This is a genomic window from Zoogloea dura (genome assembly GCF_012927165.1).
GTDB classification, from domain to species: Bacteria; Pseudomonadota; Gammaproteobacteria; order Burkholderiales; family Rhodocyclaceae; genus Zoogloea; species Zoogloea dura.
In genome coordinates this window covers 17,974-35,103 of record NZ_JABBGA010000035.1, presented here as the reverse complement: position 1 = coordinate 35,103, position 17,130 = coordinate 17,974, and the positions used below count along the sequence as shown (strand labels likewise).

Annotated in this window: 15 protein-coding genes and 1 riboswitch; of the genes, 8 read left to right on the top strand and 7 right to left on the bottom strand. The window is 66.5% G+C overall.

The features are described from left to right. Positions 1–350, bottom strand: a 350-nt coding sequence (locus HHL15_RS23865) for a transporter substrate-binding domain-containing protein (RefSeq protein ID WP_169148312.1), incomplete at its 3' end; no start/stop codon positions are given. 278 nt (positions 351–628) lie between these two features. Between HHL15_RS23865 and pyrC the strand changes: the two genes are divergently transcribed. Continuing rightward, positions 629–1,669, top strand: coding sequence for a dihydroorotase (pyrC, locus tag HHL15_RS23860; RefSeq protein ID WP_169148311.1), 1,041 nt, complete (start codon positions 629–631; stop codon positions 1,667–1,669). Positions 1,670–1,712: 43 nt separating this feature from the next. Next, complete coding sequence (locus HHL15_RS23855) at positions 1,713–2,165, top strand: hypothetical protein (RefSeq protein WP_169148310.1); 453 nt, start codon at positions 1,713–1,715, stop codon at positions 2,163–2,165. Here the strand turns inward: HHL15_RS23855 and HHL15_RS23850 are convergent. Next, on the bottom strand, positions 2,146–2,520 hold the full coding sequence (locus HHL15_RS23850) for a VanZ family protein (RefSeq protein WP_169148309.1): 375 nt from the start codon (positions 2,518–2,520) through the stop codon (positions 2,146–2,148). The genes HHL15_RS23855 and HHL15_RS23850 overlap by 20 nt on opposite strands. Before the next feature lie 195 nt (positions 2,521–2,715). Here HHL15_RS23850 and HHL15_RS23845 point away from each other — a divergent pair, with 195 nt between their 5' ends. Next, positions 2,716–4,092 (top strand): bacteriohemerythrin, encoded by a 1,377-nt coding sequence (locus HHL15_RS23845; protein ID WP_169148308.1) that lies wholly within the window; start codon positions 2,716–2,718, stop codon positions 4,090–4,092. A 36-nt stretch (positions 4,093–4,128) separates the two neighbouring features. Here HHL15_RS23845 and HHL15_RS23840 read toward each other — a convergent pair whose 3' ends face one another. After that, the gene (locus tag HHL15_RS23840) at positions 4,129–5,847 is read right to left on the bottom strand and encodes a potassium channel family protein (RefSeq protein WP_328825083.1); all 1,719 of its coding nucleotides are present in this window, start codon (positions 5,845–5,847) and stop codon (positions 4,129–4,131) included. 10 nt (positions 5,848–5,857) lie between these two features. Then, complete coding sequence (locus HHL15_RS23835; RefSeq protein ID WP_169148307.1) at positions 5,858–6,241, bottom strand: DUF6394 family protein; 384 nt, start codon at positions 6,239–6,241, stop codon at positions 5,858–5,860. A gap of 354 nt (positions 6,242–6,595) precedes the next feature. Between HHL15_RS23835 and aspA the strand changes: the two genes are divergently transcribed. From aspA to HHL15_RS23815, 4 genes are all read left to right on the top strand, one after another. Next, positions 6,596–8,023, top strand: a complete 1,428-nt coding sequence (gene aspA, locus HHL15_RS23830; RefSeq protein ID WP_169148306.1) for an aspartate ammonia-lyase — start codon at positions 6,596–6,598, stop codon at positions 8,021–8,023. Positions 8,024–8,046: 23 nt separating this feature from the next. Next, positions 8,047–9,354: a dicarboxylate/amino acid:cation symporter gene (locus HHL15_RS23825; RefSeq protein WP_169148305.1), complete on the top strand. Its 1,308-nt coding sequence runs from the start codon at positions 8,047–8,049 to the stop codon at positions 9,352–9,354. 175 nt (positions 9,355–9,529) lie between these two features. After that, a complete protein-coding gene (locus HHL15_RS23820; RefSeq protein ID WP_235943642.1) occupies positions 9,530–10,204 on the top strand; it encodes a response regulator transcription factor in 675 nt (224 codons plus the stop codon). Continuing rightward, positions 10,204–10,983: a sulfite exporter TauE/SafE family protein gene (locus HHL15_RS23815; protein WP_408065739.1), complete on the top strand. Its 780-nt coding sequence runs from the start codon at positions 10,204–10,206 to the stop codon at positions 10,981–10,983. Before HHL15_RS23820 ends, HHL15_RS23815 begins: the two co-directional genes overlap by 1 nt. Positions 10,984–11,284: 301 nt before the next feature. On the opposite strand, the gene thiC is transcribed toward HHL15_RS23815, so the two are convergent. Then, positions 11,285–13,201 (bottom strand): phosphomethylpyrimidine synthase ThiC, encoded by a 1,917-nt coding sequence (gene thiC / locus HHL15_RS23810; RefSeq protein ID WP_169148303.1) that lies wholly within the window; start codon positions 13,199–13,201, stop codon positions 11,285–11,287. A gap of 38 nt (positions 13,202–13,239) precedes the next feature. Beyond that, a riboswitch (TPP riboswitch) is annotated at positions 13,240–13,341 on the bottom strand. A gap of 194 nt (positions 13,342–13,535) precedes the next feature. On the opposite strand from thiC, the gene HHL15_RS23805 reads away from it, so the two are divergent. Then, positions 13,536–15,008 (top strand): carbonic anhydrase, encoded by a 1,473-nt coding sequence (locus tag HHL15_RS23805; protein WP_235943637.1) that lies wholly within the window; start codon positions 13,536–13,538, stop codon positions 15,006–15,008. Positions 15,009–15,098: 90 nt separating this feature from the next. On the opposite strand, the gene HHL15_RS26945 is transcribed toward HHL15_RS23805, so the two are convergent. Next, on the bottom strand, positions 15,099–15,479 hold the full coding sequence (locus HHL15_RS26945) for an Hpt domain-containing protein (RefSeq protein WP_169148302.1): 381 nt from the start codon (positions 15,477–15,479) through the stop codon (positions 15,099–15,101). A 78-nt stretch (positions 15,480–15,557) separates the two neighbouring features. After that, positions 15,558–17,021: an aminotransferase-like domain-containing protein gene (locus HHL15_RS23795; protein WP_169148301.1), complete on the bottom strand. Its 1,464-nt coding sequence runs from the start codon at positions 17,019–17,021 to the stop codon at positions 15,558–15,560. Positions 17,022–17,130 lie beyond the last annotated feature (109 nt).

The window sequence follows — 17,130 nt, the reverse complement described above, 5'->3', positions numbered from 1 at the left end:
GCCCGCTCGGCGTTGTGGGTGGTGGAGCCGCACTCGATGTCGACGGTGCCGTTCTGCACGAGGGGGATGCGGTTCTGGGAGGTGACGGGGGTGAGCTTGACGGCCAGGGCGGGCAGCTTGAGCTCGGCCTTGACGGCGTCGACGACCTTGAGCATGAGCTCCTGGGAGTAGCCGACGACCTGCTGCTTGTCGTCGTAGTAGGAGAAGGGGATGGAGGATTCGCGGTGGCCCAGGGCGATGGTGCCGCTGTCCTTGATCTTCTTGAGGGTGGGGGATTCCTGCGCCAGCGCCGGCTGGGCAAGACCGGCGAGGATCAGACAGGTGGCTGCGAGCTTGAACGGGGTACGCATGGTGCTGGACTCCTGCAAGGGTTGAGGACGTTGGGTGCCTGGGCGTCGGCTGTCCTTTACATTGCAGAGCGCGTGCCAGCCCGCGGGAGGGCTGGAATCAATTTCAAGTCATTGATTTTTAATGAAGGGGGCGTGGAGGCTGGGGGCCTTCTGTTCGGATTTCCGGATGAGCCCCGCTGCGGGCGCCCGGATTTCCGTCCGGAACTCCGGGCAGGGCCGTGCCCCGCGAGGCTGTTAAAATGCGGGCCTCAGACTTTCGATCGGCTCAACGAACTGCCATGACCCAGACCCTGCTCACCCTTGTCCGCCCCGACGACTGGCACCTGCACGTGCGCGATGGCGCCGCCCTGGCTGCCGTGGTGCCCGATACCGCCCGCCGCTTCGGCCGGGCGCTGATCATGCCCAACCTCAAGCCGCCGGTGACCAGCGTGGAGCAGGCCGACGCCTATCGGGCGCGCATCCGGGCGGCGGTGCCGGCAGGGCTCAAGTTCGATCCGCTGATGACGTTGTATCTGACTGACAGCCTCAAGCCCGAAGAGATCGACAAGGCCGCCGCCAGCGGCTTCATCCCCGCCGCCAAGCTCTACCCGGCAGGCGCGACGACCAACTCGGACGCGGGCGTCACTGACATCGCCAAGGTGTATCCCGTTCTCGAACGGATGGCGGAAACGGGCCTGGCCCTGTGTGTTCATGGAGAGGTGACCCATGCTGACGTGGATATCTTTGATCGCGAGCGTGTCTTTATCGATCGCGTACTGGCGCCGCTTGCAGCGCGCTACCCGACCCTGCGCATTGTCTTCGAGCACATCACGACGGCCGACGCGGCGCAGTTTGTGAACGACAGCGGGGCCAACGTGGGCGCCACCATCACGGCCCACCACCTGCTGCTCAACCGCAATGCGATCTTTGCTGGCGGCATCCGCCCGCACCACTATTGCCTGCCGGTGCTCAAGCGCGAGACCCACCGGGAGGCCCTGGTGAAGGCGGCCACCTCCGGCAGCACCAAGTTTTTCCTGGGCACCGATTCGGCGCCCCACGCCAAGACCACCAAGGAAGCCGCTTGCGGCTGCGCCGGCTGCTACACCGCCCACGCCGGCATCGAGCTGTACGCCGAGGCCTTCGAGCAGGCCGGTGCGCTGGACAAGCTCGAAGCCTTCGCCAGCTTCAACGGCCCGGACTTCTACCGCCTGCCGCGCAACGCCGACACCATCACCCTGGTGAAGGAAGACTGGAACGTGCCCGCCGGCCTCGACTACCTGCCGGGAGATCCGCTGGTGCCGCTGCGCGCCGGCGAGACCATCGGCTGGAAGCTGGCCTGATCCCTGAGCTGACCCCTGACCCCTCCCTCCGATCCGATCGAAGATGCGCCTCACCTTTATCAAGCCCCTGCTGGTCCTGGCCGTGCTCCCCATGTTGACGGCCTGCGAATACGAAGGGGCCGCCTTCATCATCAATGGCAACAAGGATGAGAACATCAGCCTGGTGCGCGAGCAGACCTGGTTCTGGAGCAGTGATGTGAACCAGGCCATCGTGGTGTCGCGGATGCCCACCTGCATGCGCCGCTACGACATCAAGTCGGGCGTGGCGGGAACGGTGAAGATGGAGGTCTACGAGGCGGGGAGCAGCCTGTGGGCCCTCAAGCAGGGCAAGAGCTGGTATCTGGCGAGCACCGAGAAGTGCGAGTTCCAGCGCTGGACCGAGCCGCCGGAGGAGCCCCCCGGCCGCCTGGTGGGGACGTTCTCGCGCAAGAACGACCGGCTCGAGTTCCTGTCGGCGGATTCCCCCGCCAAACCCATCAGGCCTGCCGACGAATGATGCGGCGGCCCATGCCGCTGCACAGCAAGCCGTAGCCCGCCGCCGCGCCCAGCGCATCCGCCAGCAGATCCCAGGGGTCGCCCACCCGGTTGGCGGTGAAGAAATGCTGGCACAACTCGATGCCCAGACCATAGGCCACCAGGCCGAGGAACAGCGCCGCCAGCCCGGTCGGCCAGCCCTTTCCGCCAAGCAGCATCAACACCAGGAAGGCGCCGGTGTGCTCGACCTTGTCCTGGAAGGAGAACACCGTGATGGCTTCCGGCAGGGGAATCATCGCCAGGATGAAGATGCCGATGAGGGCGATCACGAATACGCTGCGGACAAGGGGCAGGGAGTGGGGCAGGGAGAGGGGCATCGGAGGCTCGGTGTGTTGCGTCGCCGCATTCTAGCCTTCGTGGCATGCCCCCGGGCGGATCGTGCTGCACGGATGTGCTTGCGGCCTGGTTGATGAAGTCACGGCAGGCGCTGGTGATTGTTCATATCGCACTGCAGCATCCATCGTGCATCATGAAGAGTCCGGCGCTGTGCCGGGTCTTGCTGCCAGTGTCCAATGAATATCCCGCTCGATGCCCTCGATCTCCTTGACCAAGGGGTGGCCATCTTCGATGCACACCACCGGCTGGTTTACCAGAACGCTCCTTTTGTTGCCATGGTGGCTCCAGGGCGCACGCCATTCAGGGAAGGCTCGGGCCTGGCCCTGATCCTCGATTGCCTGGCTGCCCAGGGCGTCGGGCAGGGGGATGATCTGCGCCGCCGGCTGTCGGTGCTGCGCGAGGCGCTGGTGGCTGGGGATGAGCGGCAGGTCGAGCTCGTCGGCGAGCGGGGGCGCCATCTCTTCGTGGTGGCCCGTGCCACCGAAAGCGGCACGCTGCTGTTGCAGGTGCGCGACATCACCCTGGAGAGGCGTTCGACGGTCAAGCTCGAGAGCGTGATGAAGGTGGCGGTGTCGACCCTCGCCGATCTCGCCGAATACCGCGATACCGATACCAGCGAGCACGTGCTGCGGGTGGCCCGGCTGACCCATGAGATCGCCCGCGAGCTGGTGGGCGTGGGCTATCCGGCGGAAGAGCTGAGCGCCGACTTCCTGTCGCACCTGGGCACGGCCAGCATGCTGCACGACATCGGCAAGGTCGGCGTGCCCGACAGCATCCTGCTCAAGAAGGGCAAGCTCGAAGCGGAAGAGCGGGCCCAGATCGAGCGCCATGCCGAGGATGGCGGCAGCATCCTGAAGAAGGCCAGCCGCCTGCTGCCGGAGAGCCTGCATTTCCGGCTGGCCGCGGAGATTGCCTTCTCCCATCACGAGCGCTGGGATGGCAAGGGCTATCCCAGCCAGCTGGCCGGCGAGCAGATTCCACTGTCGGCCCGCATCACCTCGGTGGCGGATGTCTTCGACGCCCTGTCATCGGAGCGCCCCTACAAGCCGGCCTGGCCCCTCGACAAGGTCGAGGCCTACATGCGCGAGTCGGCCGGCACCCAGTTCGACCCGCGGGTCGTCGCGGCCCTCGGCAAGGTCCTGGAGGTCCGCGAGCGGGCCAGCAACATCCAGTGGTCGGCGCTGATGAGCCTGAACGATCCGGTGGTCGATCACGACCACGCCGTGCTGCTGACCCTCATCAACCAGATATCCCTCGAGGCCAACTGCCACGATCCGAGCGCGGTGGAGTTCGTGGTGGATGAGCTGGTCGGCTATACCTTGTCGCATTTCGGCCGGGAGGAGCGCCTGCTCGAACGCAACGGCTACCCGCACCTGGATGCCCACAAAAAGGTCCACCGGCGCATGGCAGAGGAGGTGATCGCCCTGCGTGACAAGCTCCGCAACAACTTCACGCCGGCCCTGGGCGAAGAGATCTCCCGCTATCTCCGCAACTGGCTCACCGACCACATCCTGGTCGAGGACAAGAAGTTCGCCCGCTACCTGGGCGGCTGACTGAGCCGGGGCGGGCGGCCCGGGCGCCAGCCCTGCCTATCCGGCGCGGCGCCGCGCCAGCCATTCCCAGACCAGCCCGCCGGGCGAGTCCTTGCCGGTCAGCACGTACTGCAGGGTGTGGCCGTTGAAAAGGGTCAGGCCCAGCTCCTTGCGCGCCTGCTCGGTGCCGACGAAGAGGATCTGGTCGCCCAGCTGGAGCGTCTCGTGGCCTGCCGGCAGCAGGCTGGGGCGGCGCCCGTCGCGCATCAGGAGCAGCGGGCGGCAGGCCAGCGCCGGCCGGTCGGTGACCGGCGCGCGCAGCAGCTCGTCCAGGCTGGGGCGGGTCGCGCCACGCATCAACAGGCGATACACCGAGGGGGCCTGGGCCAGGTTGAGGGTGACGCTCCACACCGCGGGGACATCCCAGCCGAAGCGCCCGGTGAGATCGTCCAGGAGGCCGCAGGCCCAGGGCTCGTCGCTTTTCCGGACGGCGTCGAGGAAGGGGGCGAGCAGCGGGGTGGTGAGGATGGCCAGGCATTCGTGCGAGACGATCTCGCTCGGCACCATGGTGAAGTCGGATTCGAAGGCGTCGAACAAGGCGCGGTTGGCGACCTGGTTCTGGCGCAGCACGGTGAACAGGCCCGGGTTCATCTGGCGCGCGGTGACCACGATGGACAGGTTGTTCACGTCGTGCCCGGTGGCCGCGACGATGCCGACCGCGTCGTGGATGCCGGCCGCCTGCAGCGCCTCGTGGCCGGTGCCGTCGCCCTTCACCCAGATGTGGGCCGGGTCGGCTGGCGGCGCCCGGTCGATGATGGTGACGGGCAGGCCCGCGTTCTCCAGGGCGCCGGTCATGACCCGCCCGAAGGTGCCGTAGCCGCACAGCACCCAGCGGCCGCCAGGCGGGTCGCGGTGGCGCGTGACGGTGGTGCCGGGCAGGCCGGTGAGCCACAGCAGCAGGTGATACGCCGCGGGTGAATGCAGGGCCAAGGCCATGTATTCACCGAATTTCTCGAAGGGGTTGATGATGTGGCGAGTGCCAAAGGAGGCCATGTTGGCCACCGTCTCGGCATGCTCGGCCCGGCACAGGGCTGGCAGGGACGGTGCCAGCAGGCGGGCCGCAATGGCCACCGCCAGGTTTGTGTTGTCGTCGTTGGTGAGGGTGATCACGCCGCGGCAGTACTTGCTGGTGAGGCCGGCAAACAGCAGGGTGTCGGGCTGCCCCGCGTCGGCACACAGAGCCGGCATGTCGGCAGAATAGCTCTGCAGTTCCAGGTCGCCCACCTTCGCTTCGTCCCTCTCGATCACCACGGCCCGGTAGCCCATTTCGTCAAGGGCCTGGCAGATCAGGCGGCCGGTCTCGCCGTAGCCGCACACCAGGAAGAAGTGCTCGCGCAGCCGCTTCACCTGGCGGGCGAAGCGCTGCACCGCCACGGCGTTGAGGAAGTTCTTGTCCTGCAGCATCGCGAACACCGTGCCCAGCGTATAGGCCCAGCCGATCACCGACAGGTAGATGCACACGGTGACCCACAACCGCTGCTGCTCGGAGAAGGCGTAGGGGATCTCGCCGAAGCCGATGGTGGTGGCGGTGTAGCTGAAGAAATACACCGCGTGGAAGAAGCTCAGGCGCGGCAGCGCACCGTCGGGGCCGCTGGGGCCGGGCACCAGGGTGAGCCCCAGCACCGAGATGGCGAAGATCGTGATGAGGACGATCAGCGGCGTGCGCAGCCGCCGCAGGACCAGGAAGATGGTGCTGGTGGGAGTGCTGCTGCCCACGGTGACGGCCTCAGCGCCGCTGCATGATGGTCTCGGCGATCAGGATGACGACCGATACCACGTTGGCGAAAAGGGCGCCGCCCGACAGGGACACGATGCTGGACATGGCGCCTGCGGTCAGGCCGGTGCCGGCCACATGCACGGCATAACCCCACACCATGGCCGCGGCGAGCAACTGCAGGTCCGCCACCAGGCTGGTGGCCAGGTGGATGGCGCCGATCTGGGTGCGGTCACCGAACTTGAGCACCGTGGCGATCAGGTTGACCACGATGGCCGCGAACAGCTCGTAGATGTCGTGATGGACCGGATTGTCGAGATCCCCGATGAAGAAACCGAAGTTGAGGGTGGCGGCAAAGACAATGAAAAAACCGAAGACGACTTTCTCGAGGTTCATCGGGGCGGTCCGGAGCAGGGCGATGACAGGATGTTAACACTGCTCGGCTTGGGTTGTGACGCCGGGCTCGATCCGGCCCGGCAGGACGCCCCACAGGCGGTGCCGCCGTTGGGGCCTGCCAGAGGCACGGCCGGGGGGAGGCCTGAGCGCCGTTCGGATCTCCAGACGGGCGGAGCCCTGTTCGTTCGGAAAACCGGATGAATCGGGCACCGCCGTTTTTACGAATCCTTGTTTATCAATGTCTTGCGTTTTCTCCTGGGCGTATTCCCGGGTGGCACGGCCTGTGCAATGGAAAGAGGGCCCGACCGGCGCCTCGCCGCACCGGTCACCGGATCACACATCAGGAGACAAGACATGACCACCGCCACCCACCGCCTGGAACACGACCTGCTCGGCGACAAGGAAGTCCCGACCACTGCCTACTACGGCGTGCACACCCTGCGCGCCCTGGAGAACTTCCCGATCACCGGCATCACCATCGCGGTCTACCCGGACCTGGTGCGCGCCCTGGCCCAGATCAAGCGTGCCGCCGCCCAGGCCAACTGCGAGCTGGGCCTGCTCGAGCGGGAGCGCATGAATGCCATCGTCGCGGCCTGTGACGAGCTGGTGGCGGGGCGCCTGCACGATCAGTTCGTGGTGGATGTGATCCAGGGTGGAGCCGGCACCTCCACCAACATGAATGCCAACGAAGTCATCGCCAACCGGGCCCTGGAGATCATGGGCCACGCGCGGGGCGAATACGGCTTCCTGCACCCCAACGAACACGTCAACATGAGCCAGTCCACCAATGACGTGTATCCCACCGCCTTGAAGCTGGCCACCTACGTGGGCATCTTCCGCCTGGTGGACGCCATGGCCTACCTGCGCGCCGCCTTCGAGCGCAAGGCCGAAGAGTTTGCCGACGTGCTGAAGATGGGCCGTACCCAGCTGCAGGACGCGGTGCCGATGACCCTCGGCCAGGAGTTCTCCACCTACGCCACCATGCTCGGCGAGGACGAAGAGCGCCTGAAGGAAGCCGCCCTGCTGATCCGCGAGATCAACCTCGGCGCCACCGCCATCGGCACCGGCATCAACGCCCACCCCGACTACGCCGGTCTGGTGTGCCGCCGCCTGGCCGAGATCACCGGCATCCCGGTCGTCACCGCCCCCAACCTGATCGAGGCCACCCAGGACTGCGGTTCCTTCATCCAGCTCTCCGGGGTGCTCAAGCGGGTGGCGGCCAAGCTCTCCAAGGTCTGCAACGACCTGCGCCTGCTGTCCTCCGGCCCCCGCGCCGGCTTTTGCGAGATCAACCTGCCGCCGCGCCAGGCCGGTTCGTCGATCATGCCGGGCAAGGTGAACCCGGTGATCCCCGAGGTGGTGAACCAGATCGCCTTCGAGGTCATCGGCAATGACATGACCGTCACCTTCGCCGCCGAGGCCGGCCAGCTCCAGCTCAACGCCTTCGAGCCGATCATCGCCCACAGCCTGTTCAAGAGCGTGCTGCACCTGACCAAGGGCTGCGTGGTGCTGGCCGACCGCTGTGTGGATGGCATCACCGCCAACCGGGATGCGCTGCGGGCCAGCGTCGAGCGCTCCATCGGCATCGTCACCGCCCTCAACCCCTATATCGGCTACGCCCATGCCACCGACGTGGCGGCGGAAGCTCATGCCAGCGGCCGCGGTGTGGCCGAGATCGTGCTGGAGCGCGGGCTGATGACCGCCGAGGCCCTGGCCGAGGTGCTGCGTCCTGAAGTGCTGACCCGCCCGCGTGCCCTGCCGGTACGCCCGGCCGGCGCCTGATCTTCCATTCACGGAGCCCGATCATGAAAGCCAACAAATCCTCCCTGCTGATCCTTGTCGCGCTGGTCCTCGGCATCATCGTGGGCTACGCCTGCAACCAGGCCGCGCCGACGCCCGAGGCGGCCAAGGAGATCGCCGGCTACTTCGGCATCGTCACCGACATCTTCCTGCGCCTGATCAAGATGATCATCGCGCCGCTGGTCTTCGCCACCCTGGTGTCCGGCCTCGCCAACATCGGCGACTCCAAGACTGTCGGGCGCATCGGCACCAAGGCCCTGGGCTGGTTCATTGCGGCCTCGCTCGCCTCACTGCTGATCGGGCTGGTCTTTGCCAACCTGCTGCAGCCGGGCCACGCGCTGAACATGCCGCTGCCGGAAGCCGGCACCGCCACCAACCTGAAGACCGGGGCCCTCAACCTGAAGGACTTCATCACCCAGGTCTTCCCGAAGAGCATCGTCGAGGCGATGGCGGGTAACTCGGTGCTGCAGATCCTGGTGTTCTCGGTGTTCTTCGGCCTGGCCCTCGGCAACCTGCACAGCCAGGCCGCCCGCAGCCTGGTGCAGACCATGGATGAAGTCGTCCATGTGATGCTCAAGGTCACCGACTACGTGATGCGCTTTGCCCCGCTGGGTGTCTTCGCGGCCGTTGCCGCGGTGGTGACGACCCAGGGCGTCGGCATGCTGGCGGTGTTCGGCAAGCTGCTGGCCAGCTTCTACCTGGCGCTCCTCGTGCTGTGGGTGGTGCTCATCGGCGCCGGCTACATGGTGCTGGGCAAGGAGGTGTTCCGCCTCATCAAGCTGGTGCGCAGCCCCATGCTGCTCGGCTTCTCCACCGCCAGCAGCGAGTCGGCCTACCCCAAGCTGATGGAGCAGCTCGAGAAGTTCGGCGTGCAGAACCGCGTCACCGGCTTCGTGCTGCCCCTCGGCTACTCCTTCAACCTGGATGGCTCGATGCTCTACACCGGCTTTGCGGCCCTGTTCGTGGCCCAGGCCTATGGCATCCCCATGTCCCTCGGCGAGCAGGTCACCATGCTGCTGGTGCTGATGATCTCGAGCAAGGGCGTGGCCGGCGTACCCCGTTCGTCCCTGGTGGTGGTGGCGGCCGTGCTGCCCATGTTCCACCTGCCGGAGGCCGGTCTGCTGCTGATCATGGGCATCGACCACTTCCTGGACATGGGCCGCACCGCCACCAACGTGCTCGGCAACGCCATCGCCACCACTGCCGTGGCCAAGTGGGAAAACGCCATTGACCCTGTCGATCCGAGACTGGACGATGTCGACGAAGCGCTGCCCGTGGCAGATGGAGCCGTGCCTGCAGAGGCAACGGCCTGAGCATCCCCGCCTGTGCCTTCCCGTTGTTGGGGGAGGCAGGTCTGCCCGATCCATCATGGATCGGGCCTTTTTTTCAGATCTCTTCTCCATGCCAATGGAGTGAATGTTTCTTTGTGTTGCTGTCCCTCGCTCTCAAACCGCAACAAGGGAATACCTCATGATTTGTTCCGTGCCCATGCCCTGCATCCATCTCGTCACACGGGACGCCGCCGCCTGCGGGAACGTCGTCCTTCTGGCAAGTGGCCTGAGCTTCGGTTTCCAGGCGTGGCGTGATGCCGACGGCTTTCTGTCCGCACTCGACCCCGATGCCACCGGCGCCCTCCTCGTAGAGGTTGCCGGTTCCGGTCCCGAACTGGCACTGCTGGACCGGCTGGGCCCGTTGGGCGTGGATATGCCCGTGATCGTGCTGGCCCGCGATGCCACTGTCGATCTGTGCCGGCGGGCCTTCAAGGCGGGGGCGCGCGAGTTTCTGCCCCTGTCCGCCGCGGAAGACAGCCTCCCCGATATCCTGCGCAAGGCCGTGGGCCAGCATGTGCTCGAGCGCCAGCGGCAGCAACGCTCCCGCCATGCCCGCAGCCTCTATACCCGTCTCTCCGAGCGGGAGCGGGAGGTGCTGGGCCTGGTGGTTGCGGGGCTCACCAACAAGGAGATCGCCCGTGCCCTGGCGGTGTCGCCCCGCACGGTGGAGGTCCACCGGGCCCGCCTCGCCTGCAAGCTGGAGACGGACTCCCTGGCCCAGCTGGTGCGGCAATATGCCGATCTGGTGGACGAGGACTCCGGTCCTCTCGACCTGGTCTGCGGGCAGGCCTGGGGGGCGCCGCTGGCGGTCGCCGCACGGCGCCCGGTTTGATGTCTTCCAGTCTGCTTGCCATGCCTCTCGATTTCATTTTTCTTGGCGCTGTCGCCTTCTTTGCCGGCATGGTCGATGCCGTGGTCGGCGGTGGCGGCCTGATCCAGATCCCCGTGCTGCTCGGCCACTACCCTCAAGTGGCCATTCCGACCTTGTTCGGCACCAACAAGCTGGCCAGCATCGCCGGCACCAGCGCGGCCCTGTGGCGCTACGCCCGCTCCGTGCAGATTCCCTGGAAGGTGGTGGTGCCGGCAGCGCTGGCTGCGTTGGCCGGCGCCTGGGTGGGGGCTGCCGTGGTCGCCTGGCTGCCCCGCGAGGCAATGCGCCCGCTGGTGCTGGTGCTGATGCTGGCGGTCGCCATCTACACCTTCCGCCGCAAGGATTTCGGGCATGCGGAAACGCGTGAGCTCACCGCTGCCGATCGCTGGCGCGCGGTGGCCTTCGGTGCGGTCATCGGGTTCTACGACGGCTTCTTCGGGCCCGGGACGGGCAGCTTCCTGATCTTCGGTTTCGTGCGCCTTTTCGGCATGGACTTCCTGCGTGCCTCGGCCAGCGCCAAGCTGATCAATGTGGCCACCAACCTGTCGGCCATCGGCTTCTTTGCCAGTCACGGCCCCTTGCTGTGGACCGTGGGCCTGGTGATGGCAGCCTGCAATCTGGCAGGCGCCCACGTCGGCACCTGGCTGGCTCTGCGCCGCGGCACGGCCTTTGTGCGGCAGGCCTTCCTGGTGGTGGTCTCGGTACTGATCGCCAAGCTGGCGTGGGAGATGGTGAACTGAGTCACGCCCCCGCTTAAGTCACTTCAGGCCGTGCGGAAGTGAGTCGCCCCGCGGATTTGACATCTCGCGCTGCGGATTTGACATCCGGGGTCACGGAATTGAATTCCGGCATGGCGGAACTCAATTCCGCCGGGACGTGAGCCCGATCCGCGCGCCCGGCAGTGACATCCGCCATCCCTTGAGCGGGGTGTGCACAGGCGCACCTCAAAAAGCAGAACCCCCGCGGGCCTGAGCCGGCGGGGGTTCTTCTGTATCGAGCAGGGAAGGGACGAAAGGGCGAAGGACGAAGATCCCCCCAGGCTCACACCTTGCGGTAGATCTCCGCGCCGCTCTTCACGAACTCGACGGCCTTGGTCTGCATGCCCTTTTCCAGCGCCTCGGCTTCGGCGATGCCCTGCTTGGCGGCGAAGTCGCGCACGTCCTGGGTGATCTTCATGGAGCAGAAGTGCGGGCCGCACATGGAGCAGAAGTGGGCCACCTTGGCGGACTCCTTGGGCAGGGTCTCGTCGTGGAAGCTCTTGGCCTTGTCCGGGTCGAGGCCGAGGTTGAACTGGTCGTCCCAGCGGAACTCGTAGCGGGCCTTGGACAGGGCGTTGTCGCGGATCTGCGCCCCCGGGTGGCCCTTGGCCAGGTCGGCGGCGTGGGCGGCCAGCTTGTAGGTGATGATGCCTTCCTTCACATCGTTCTTGTCGGGCAGGCCGAGGTGCTCCTTGGGCGTCACGTAGCACAGCATGGCCGTACCGTACCAGCCGATCATGGCAGCGCCGATGCCGCTGGTGATGTGGTCGTAGCCCGGCGCGATGTCGGTGGTCAGCGGGCCGAGGGTGTAGAACGGAGCCTCCTTGCAGTGCTTCAACTGCAGGTCCATGTTCTCCTTGATCAGGTGCATCGGCACATGGCCCGGGCCCTCGATGATGGTCTGCACATCGTGCTTCCAGGCAATGTCGGTGAGCTCGCCGAGGGTTTCCAGCTCGCCCAGCTGGGCCGCATCGTTGGCATCGTAGATCGAGCCCGGACGCAGGCCGTCGCCCAGCGAGAAGGCCACATCGTAGGCCTTCATGATCTCGCAGATCTCCTCGAAATTCGTGTAGAGGAAGCTCTCCTTGTGGTGGGCCAGACACCACTTGGCCATGATCGAGCCACCACGGGAGACGATGCCGGTCATCCGGTTGGCGGTCATCGGGATGTAGCGCAAGAGCACCCCGGCGTGGATGGTGAAGTAGTCGACGCCCTGCTCGGCCTGCTCGACGAGGGTGTCGCGGAAGATCTCCCAGGTCAGCTCCTCGGCCTTGCCGTCCACCTTCTCGAGGGCCTGGTAGATGGGCACGGTGCCGATGGGCACCGGGGAGTTGCGGATGATCCACTCGCGGGTCTCGTGGATGTTCTTGCCGGTGGAGAGGTCCATCACCGTGTCGCCGCCCCAGCGGGTGGCCCAGGTCATCTTGTCGACCTCCTCGTTGATCGAGGAGCCCAGGGCCGAGTTGCCGATGTTGGCGTTGATCTTCACCAGGAAGTTGCGGCCGATGATCATCGGCTCGCTTTCCGGGTGGTTGATGTTGTTGGGGATGATGGCGCGGCCGCGGGCGACTTCGGCGCGGACGAACTCGGGGGTGATCTCGGCGGGGATGGAGGCACCGAAGTCCTGGCCCTTGTGCTGGCGGCCGAGCAGGGCGGCCATCTTCTCGCCCATCGGCCCGGTGGCGCGCAGGCTCTCGATGTAGGCGGCGCGGTTGACGTTCTCGCGGATGGCGACGAACTCCATCTCGGGGGTGATGATGCCCTGGCGGGCGTAGTGCATCTGGGAGACGTTCTTGCCCGGCAGCGCGCGGCGGGGCTTGCGGTGCAGGCCGGGGAAGCGCAGCTCATCGAGCTTGGGGTCGGCGGCGCGGGCGCGGCCGAACTCGCTGCTCAGGTCGGGTAGCACCTCGGTGTCGCCGCGCTCCTCGATCCAGCGCTGGCGCAGGGCGGGCAGGCCGGAGCGGATGTCGATGCGGGCGGCGGGGTCGGTGTAGGGGCCGGAGCAGTCGTAGACGAAGATCGGCGGGTTCTTCTCGCCGCCGAAGCCGGTGGGGGTGTCGGCCTGGGAGACTTCACGCATGGGCACGCGGAGGTCCGGGCGGGAGCCTTCGATGTGGATCTTGCGGGAGTTGGGCAGCGGCGCTACGGCCGCTTCGTCCACATGGGCGGAGGCGGCGAGGAATTTGTCGGTGGCGTTCATGAAGGCTCCTTTGGGGAGGGCCGCCGGGAGTGGGAAAGGCGGCAGGAGCCACGTTTCCCTACGCCGGCATGACCCGGATCAGGTTCGGAGGGTAAGTCTCAGCCGTGTGTCGCAGCACACAGGCACCCCTAACGTATGGCCCGCAAATTACTGGAAGCGCATCCTAAACGCAAGATTCTTCGGGGATTTTTGTGGTTTGCCACATTTTGAAAAACCCTTTTCAAAGAAGGGGCTGGCACTTGAGAAGGGCGTCGGCTAAAGCTTTTGGTCTGTGATGCCGAAATGGTTGGCATTCGGGCCTTGCATGGCCCTGCACTCTTCCGGAGAAGAAAACATGCGTTCAAGCATGCGACCCGTTGCCGCGCTCTTGTTGCTGGCCGGCACGACTTCCGTGTTCGCGGCCGACTGGCAGACCGTTGCGTCCGACAAGAAGCGCACCATCGAGCTCGATCGGGCCAGTGTCCTGCAGTCCGACCCCGGCACCAAGGTGGCCTGGGGCCGCATCGTGCTGTCCGAGTCCGAGGCCGAGACGGCGGGCTACACCACGGTGAAGGCCCTCAACCGCTACGACTGCCGCAACCAGACCTTCGCGACCATCAAGCGGGTGTACCTGGATGCGGATTCGGCGGTGCTCAAGGACGAGAAGGTCAAGGTCGAGAAGGACGTGGCGGTGGCGCCGGGCAGCGTGGACGAGAAGCTCTGGCGCGATGTCTGCAAGCCCGCCGGAGGGGCGCCGGCGGATATCTCGCAGCTCGCCAGGAATGCCTCGAAGGCGGCCCAGAACGCCCAGGTCAAAGCCGATCTGCGGGCGGCGGATTACCGCCCGGCCAAGGGCGCCGACAAGGCCGCGGTGACCCGCGTGTCCGAAGGCAAGGGGCAGGCCGCCGAGGAGCAGGCCTCCATTCCGATCCGCAAGAATTTCATCGACAAGCCAGCGCCGCCGCCCAAGGCGGAGCCGGCCGAGAAGCCCGCGCCGCGGGTTGAAGTGGCACCACCGGAAGTCAGCCGGGTTCCTGCCTACATCCCTCCGCCGCGGCCCAGGCCGCGGGTCTACCGTTCTCCTTCGGTGGCCGTGGCCACCGGTGTGGGTCACGGCGGGGCGGCTGCGGGAACGCCCCTGGCCCATCACGACATCCACTGGACCTACGATGGCGAGAGCGGGCCGCCCAACTGGGGCACGCTCAAGCCGGAGTGGCAGCTGTGCAATGTGGGTGAGCGGCAGTCGCCGATCGATATCCGCGAGGGGATCAAGGTTGAGCTGGAGCCGATCCGCTTCGATTACAAGCTGTCCAATTTCCGCATCATCGACAATGGCCACACCGTCCAGGTCAACCTGGGCCAGGGCAACACCATGGCGGTGATGGGGCGGATGTACGACCTGGTGCAGTTCCACTTCCATCGCCCGTCCGAAGAGCGCATCAACGGCCGCGGTTTCGACATGGTGGTGCACCTGGTGCACAAGGATCTGGACGGGCGTCTGGCGGTGGTTGCGGTATTGCTGGAGCGCGGGCAGGCCCATGCCTTGGTGCAGACGCTGTGGAACAACCTGCCCCTGGAGAAGAACGTGGATTATTCCCCCGAGGGCGTAGCCATCGATCTGAACCAGTTGCTGCCGGACAACCGGGCCTATTACACCTATATGGGCTCGCTGACGACGCCGCCCTGCAGCGAAGGTGTGTTGTGGATGGTGATGAAGCAGCCGGCCCAGCTTTCGGCCGAGCAGATCGCCATCTTCTCGCGCCTGTATCCCATGAACGCGCGGCCGGTGCAGTCGGTGCGCGGGCGTTTGATCAAGGAATCACGCTGAGGCGGGCGGGCCCGGGGCCCGCCGGTCCTGGATGGAATAAGGGGCGACCGTCGAGGTCGCCCCTTATGTTTGTGTGATGTGCGGCGAGGTTCAGGCCGGCTGGTTGCGGATCCTGGCTTCGAGCTCGACCATCAAGGCTTCCAGCAGCTCGGCCAGGTCGCCGGCCATGTTGCGGCACTCGGGGCGCGCGGCGCGGGCGGCAAGGTCGGTCTCGGAGGCCTGGTTGTGAACGAGGTCGGCCTTGAGGGTGCCGGCGGTGCCCTTGATGCTGTGGGCCAGGAACGAGATCTCGGGATAGTCGCCGGAGCCGGCGGCCATGGCATGCAATTGTTCGGCGCTGCTGCGGTATTGCTTGAGGGCCTTTTCGGCCAGGCCTGTGACAAAGCGGGTCTTGCCCTTGAACTGGGCTTCGAGGGCTTGCCAGTCGACCAGGGTTCCGGTGAGGGGCGTGGTAAGCGGGTTGTCTGTCACTAAAGTCTCCGGCGGCAGTCGGGCGCGGGCTGCGTCTTCAAGGCACGGATACAGCTAACGGTGCCGTGGCGGCGATCTTTACCCCGGCTGTGCCGGCGGGTGTGACTGAGTTGGCACTTCGCCGCCATTCGCCGTCAGGCCGGCATCCAGGGCCCGGGCCAGGAAGCGCTCCAGCCGCGGGTCGTCGCTGAAGCCGACGTTGAAGCGCAGGTAGCCGGAGGGCTGGCCCTGGGGGCGGAAGACGCTGCCCGGCGCCAGCACGATGTTCTCCCGGGCAGCCAGTCGGGCCAGCTCCGAGCTGTCGGTGAGCCCCGGTATGCGGGCCCATACGAAGACGCCGCCGGCGGGCTCCGGGTCGGCCTGCAGCCCGACCCGTTCGAGCATCCGCAGGCTGCGGCCGGTGGCCTCCACCAGGCGTCCCTTGAGGCGCTCCAGCAGCTTGCGGTAGGGACCGTCAGTAAGGAGCTGGTGGATCAGTTGTTCCGACAGCTCCGCGGACGACATCATCGACACGATCTTCACGTCGGTGAGCAGGTGAGCCAGATCTGGCCGGCAGGCCAGGAAGCCGACCCGCAGGTTGCCGGAGAGAGTCTTGGAGAAGCTGCCGGTGTAGATCACCCGCGACAACTGGTCGAGGCTGGCCAGGCGGGTGGCGGCGTTGGGGGCGAGGTCGCCGTAGATGTCGTCCTCCACCACCATGAAGTCGTGCTTCTCGGCCAGTTGCAGGATGCGGAAGGCGTTGGCGGGAGACAGGTTGCAGCCGGTTGGGTTGTGCAGTACCGAATGGGTGAAGAACAGGCGTGGCTGGTGCTCGGCGAGCAAGGCCTCGAGGGCGCGGACGTCGGGCCCCTCGGGGGTACGCGGGACGCCCACCAGGGCTACTCCGTACAGGCGCAGGTTGCCGAACAGGTTCCAGTAACCCGGGTCGTCCACCAGCACGCAGTCGCCCGGCTTGAGGAAGTAGCGGCAGACGATGTCGAGCGCCTGGTGGATGCCGTAGGTCAGGACGATCTGCCCGGCGGTGGCGCCGATGCCGATCTCCGCCAGCCGCACCTGCAGTTGCGCGCGCAGGGGCGCATAGCCCTGGGGGGAGCCATAGCTCACCGGCCGCAGGTCCTTGCGCCGGGTCAGGGCGCGCAGGGCACGCAACACCCCGGCCTCGTCGAGCCACTCGGCGGGCAGGCTGCCGGCCCCGGCGAGGATCCGATCGGGGCCGTCCACGGCCATCTCCCGCATCAGCCAGGTGGCGTCGATGGCCCGCTCGATCACGTCGCCCGGCCGCGCCGAGGGCGCCGGCAGGGCGCGACTCGCCACGTAGAAGCCCGAGCCGCGGCGTGACTGCAGGTGGCCCAGGGCGACCAGCCGGTCATAGGCCTCGACCACCGTGAAGCGCGATACACCATATTGCTCGGCGAACTGCCGGATCGGCGGCAGGCGCGCGCCGGGCCGCAGCACGCGGTCGTCGATGCGGTTGCGGATGGCCTGGACGATCTGGTCCACCAGCGGTGTGGGGAGGTCGGGGGATAGGGTGATCTGCAGCATCGGCGGGAAGGCAGGTGTGTTGGTCGGAGCGCCGGGCCAATCTGAGCGAAGGCGCCGGTACAGCCCGCTGTTTTGTGCGAATAGTGTATCTGTGTGGCCCTGAAAGTGT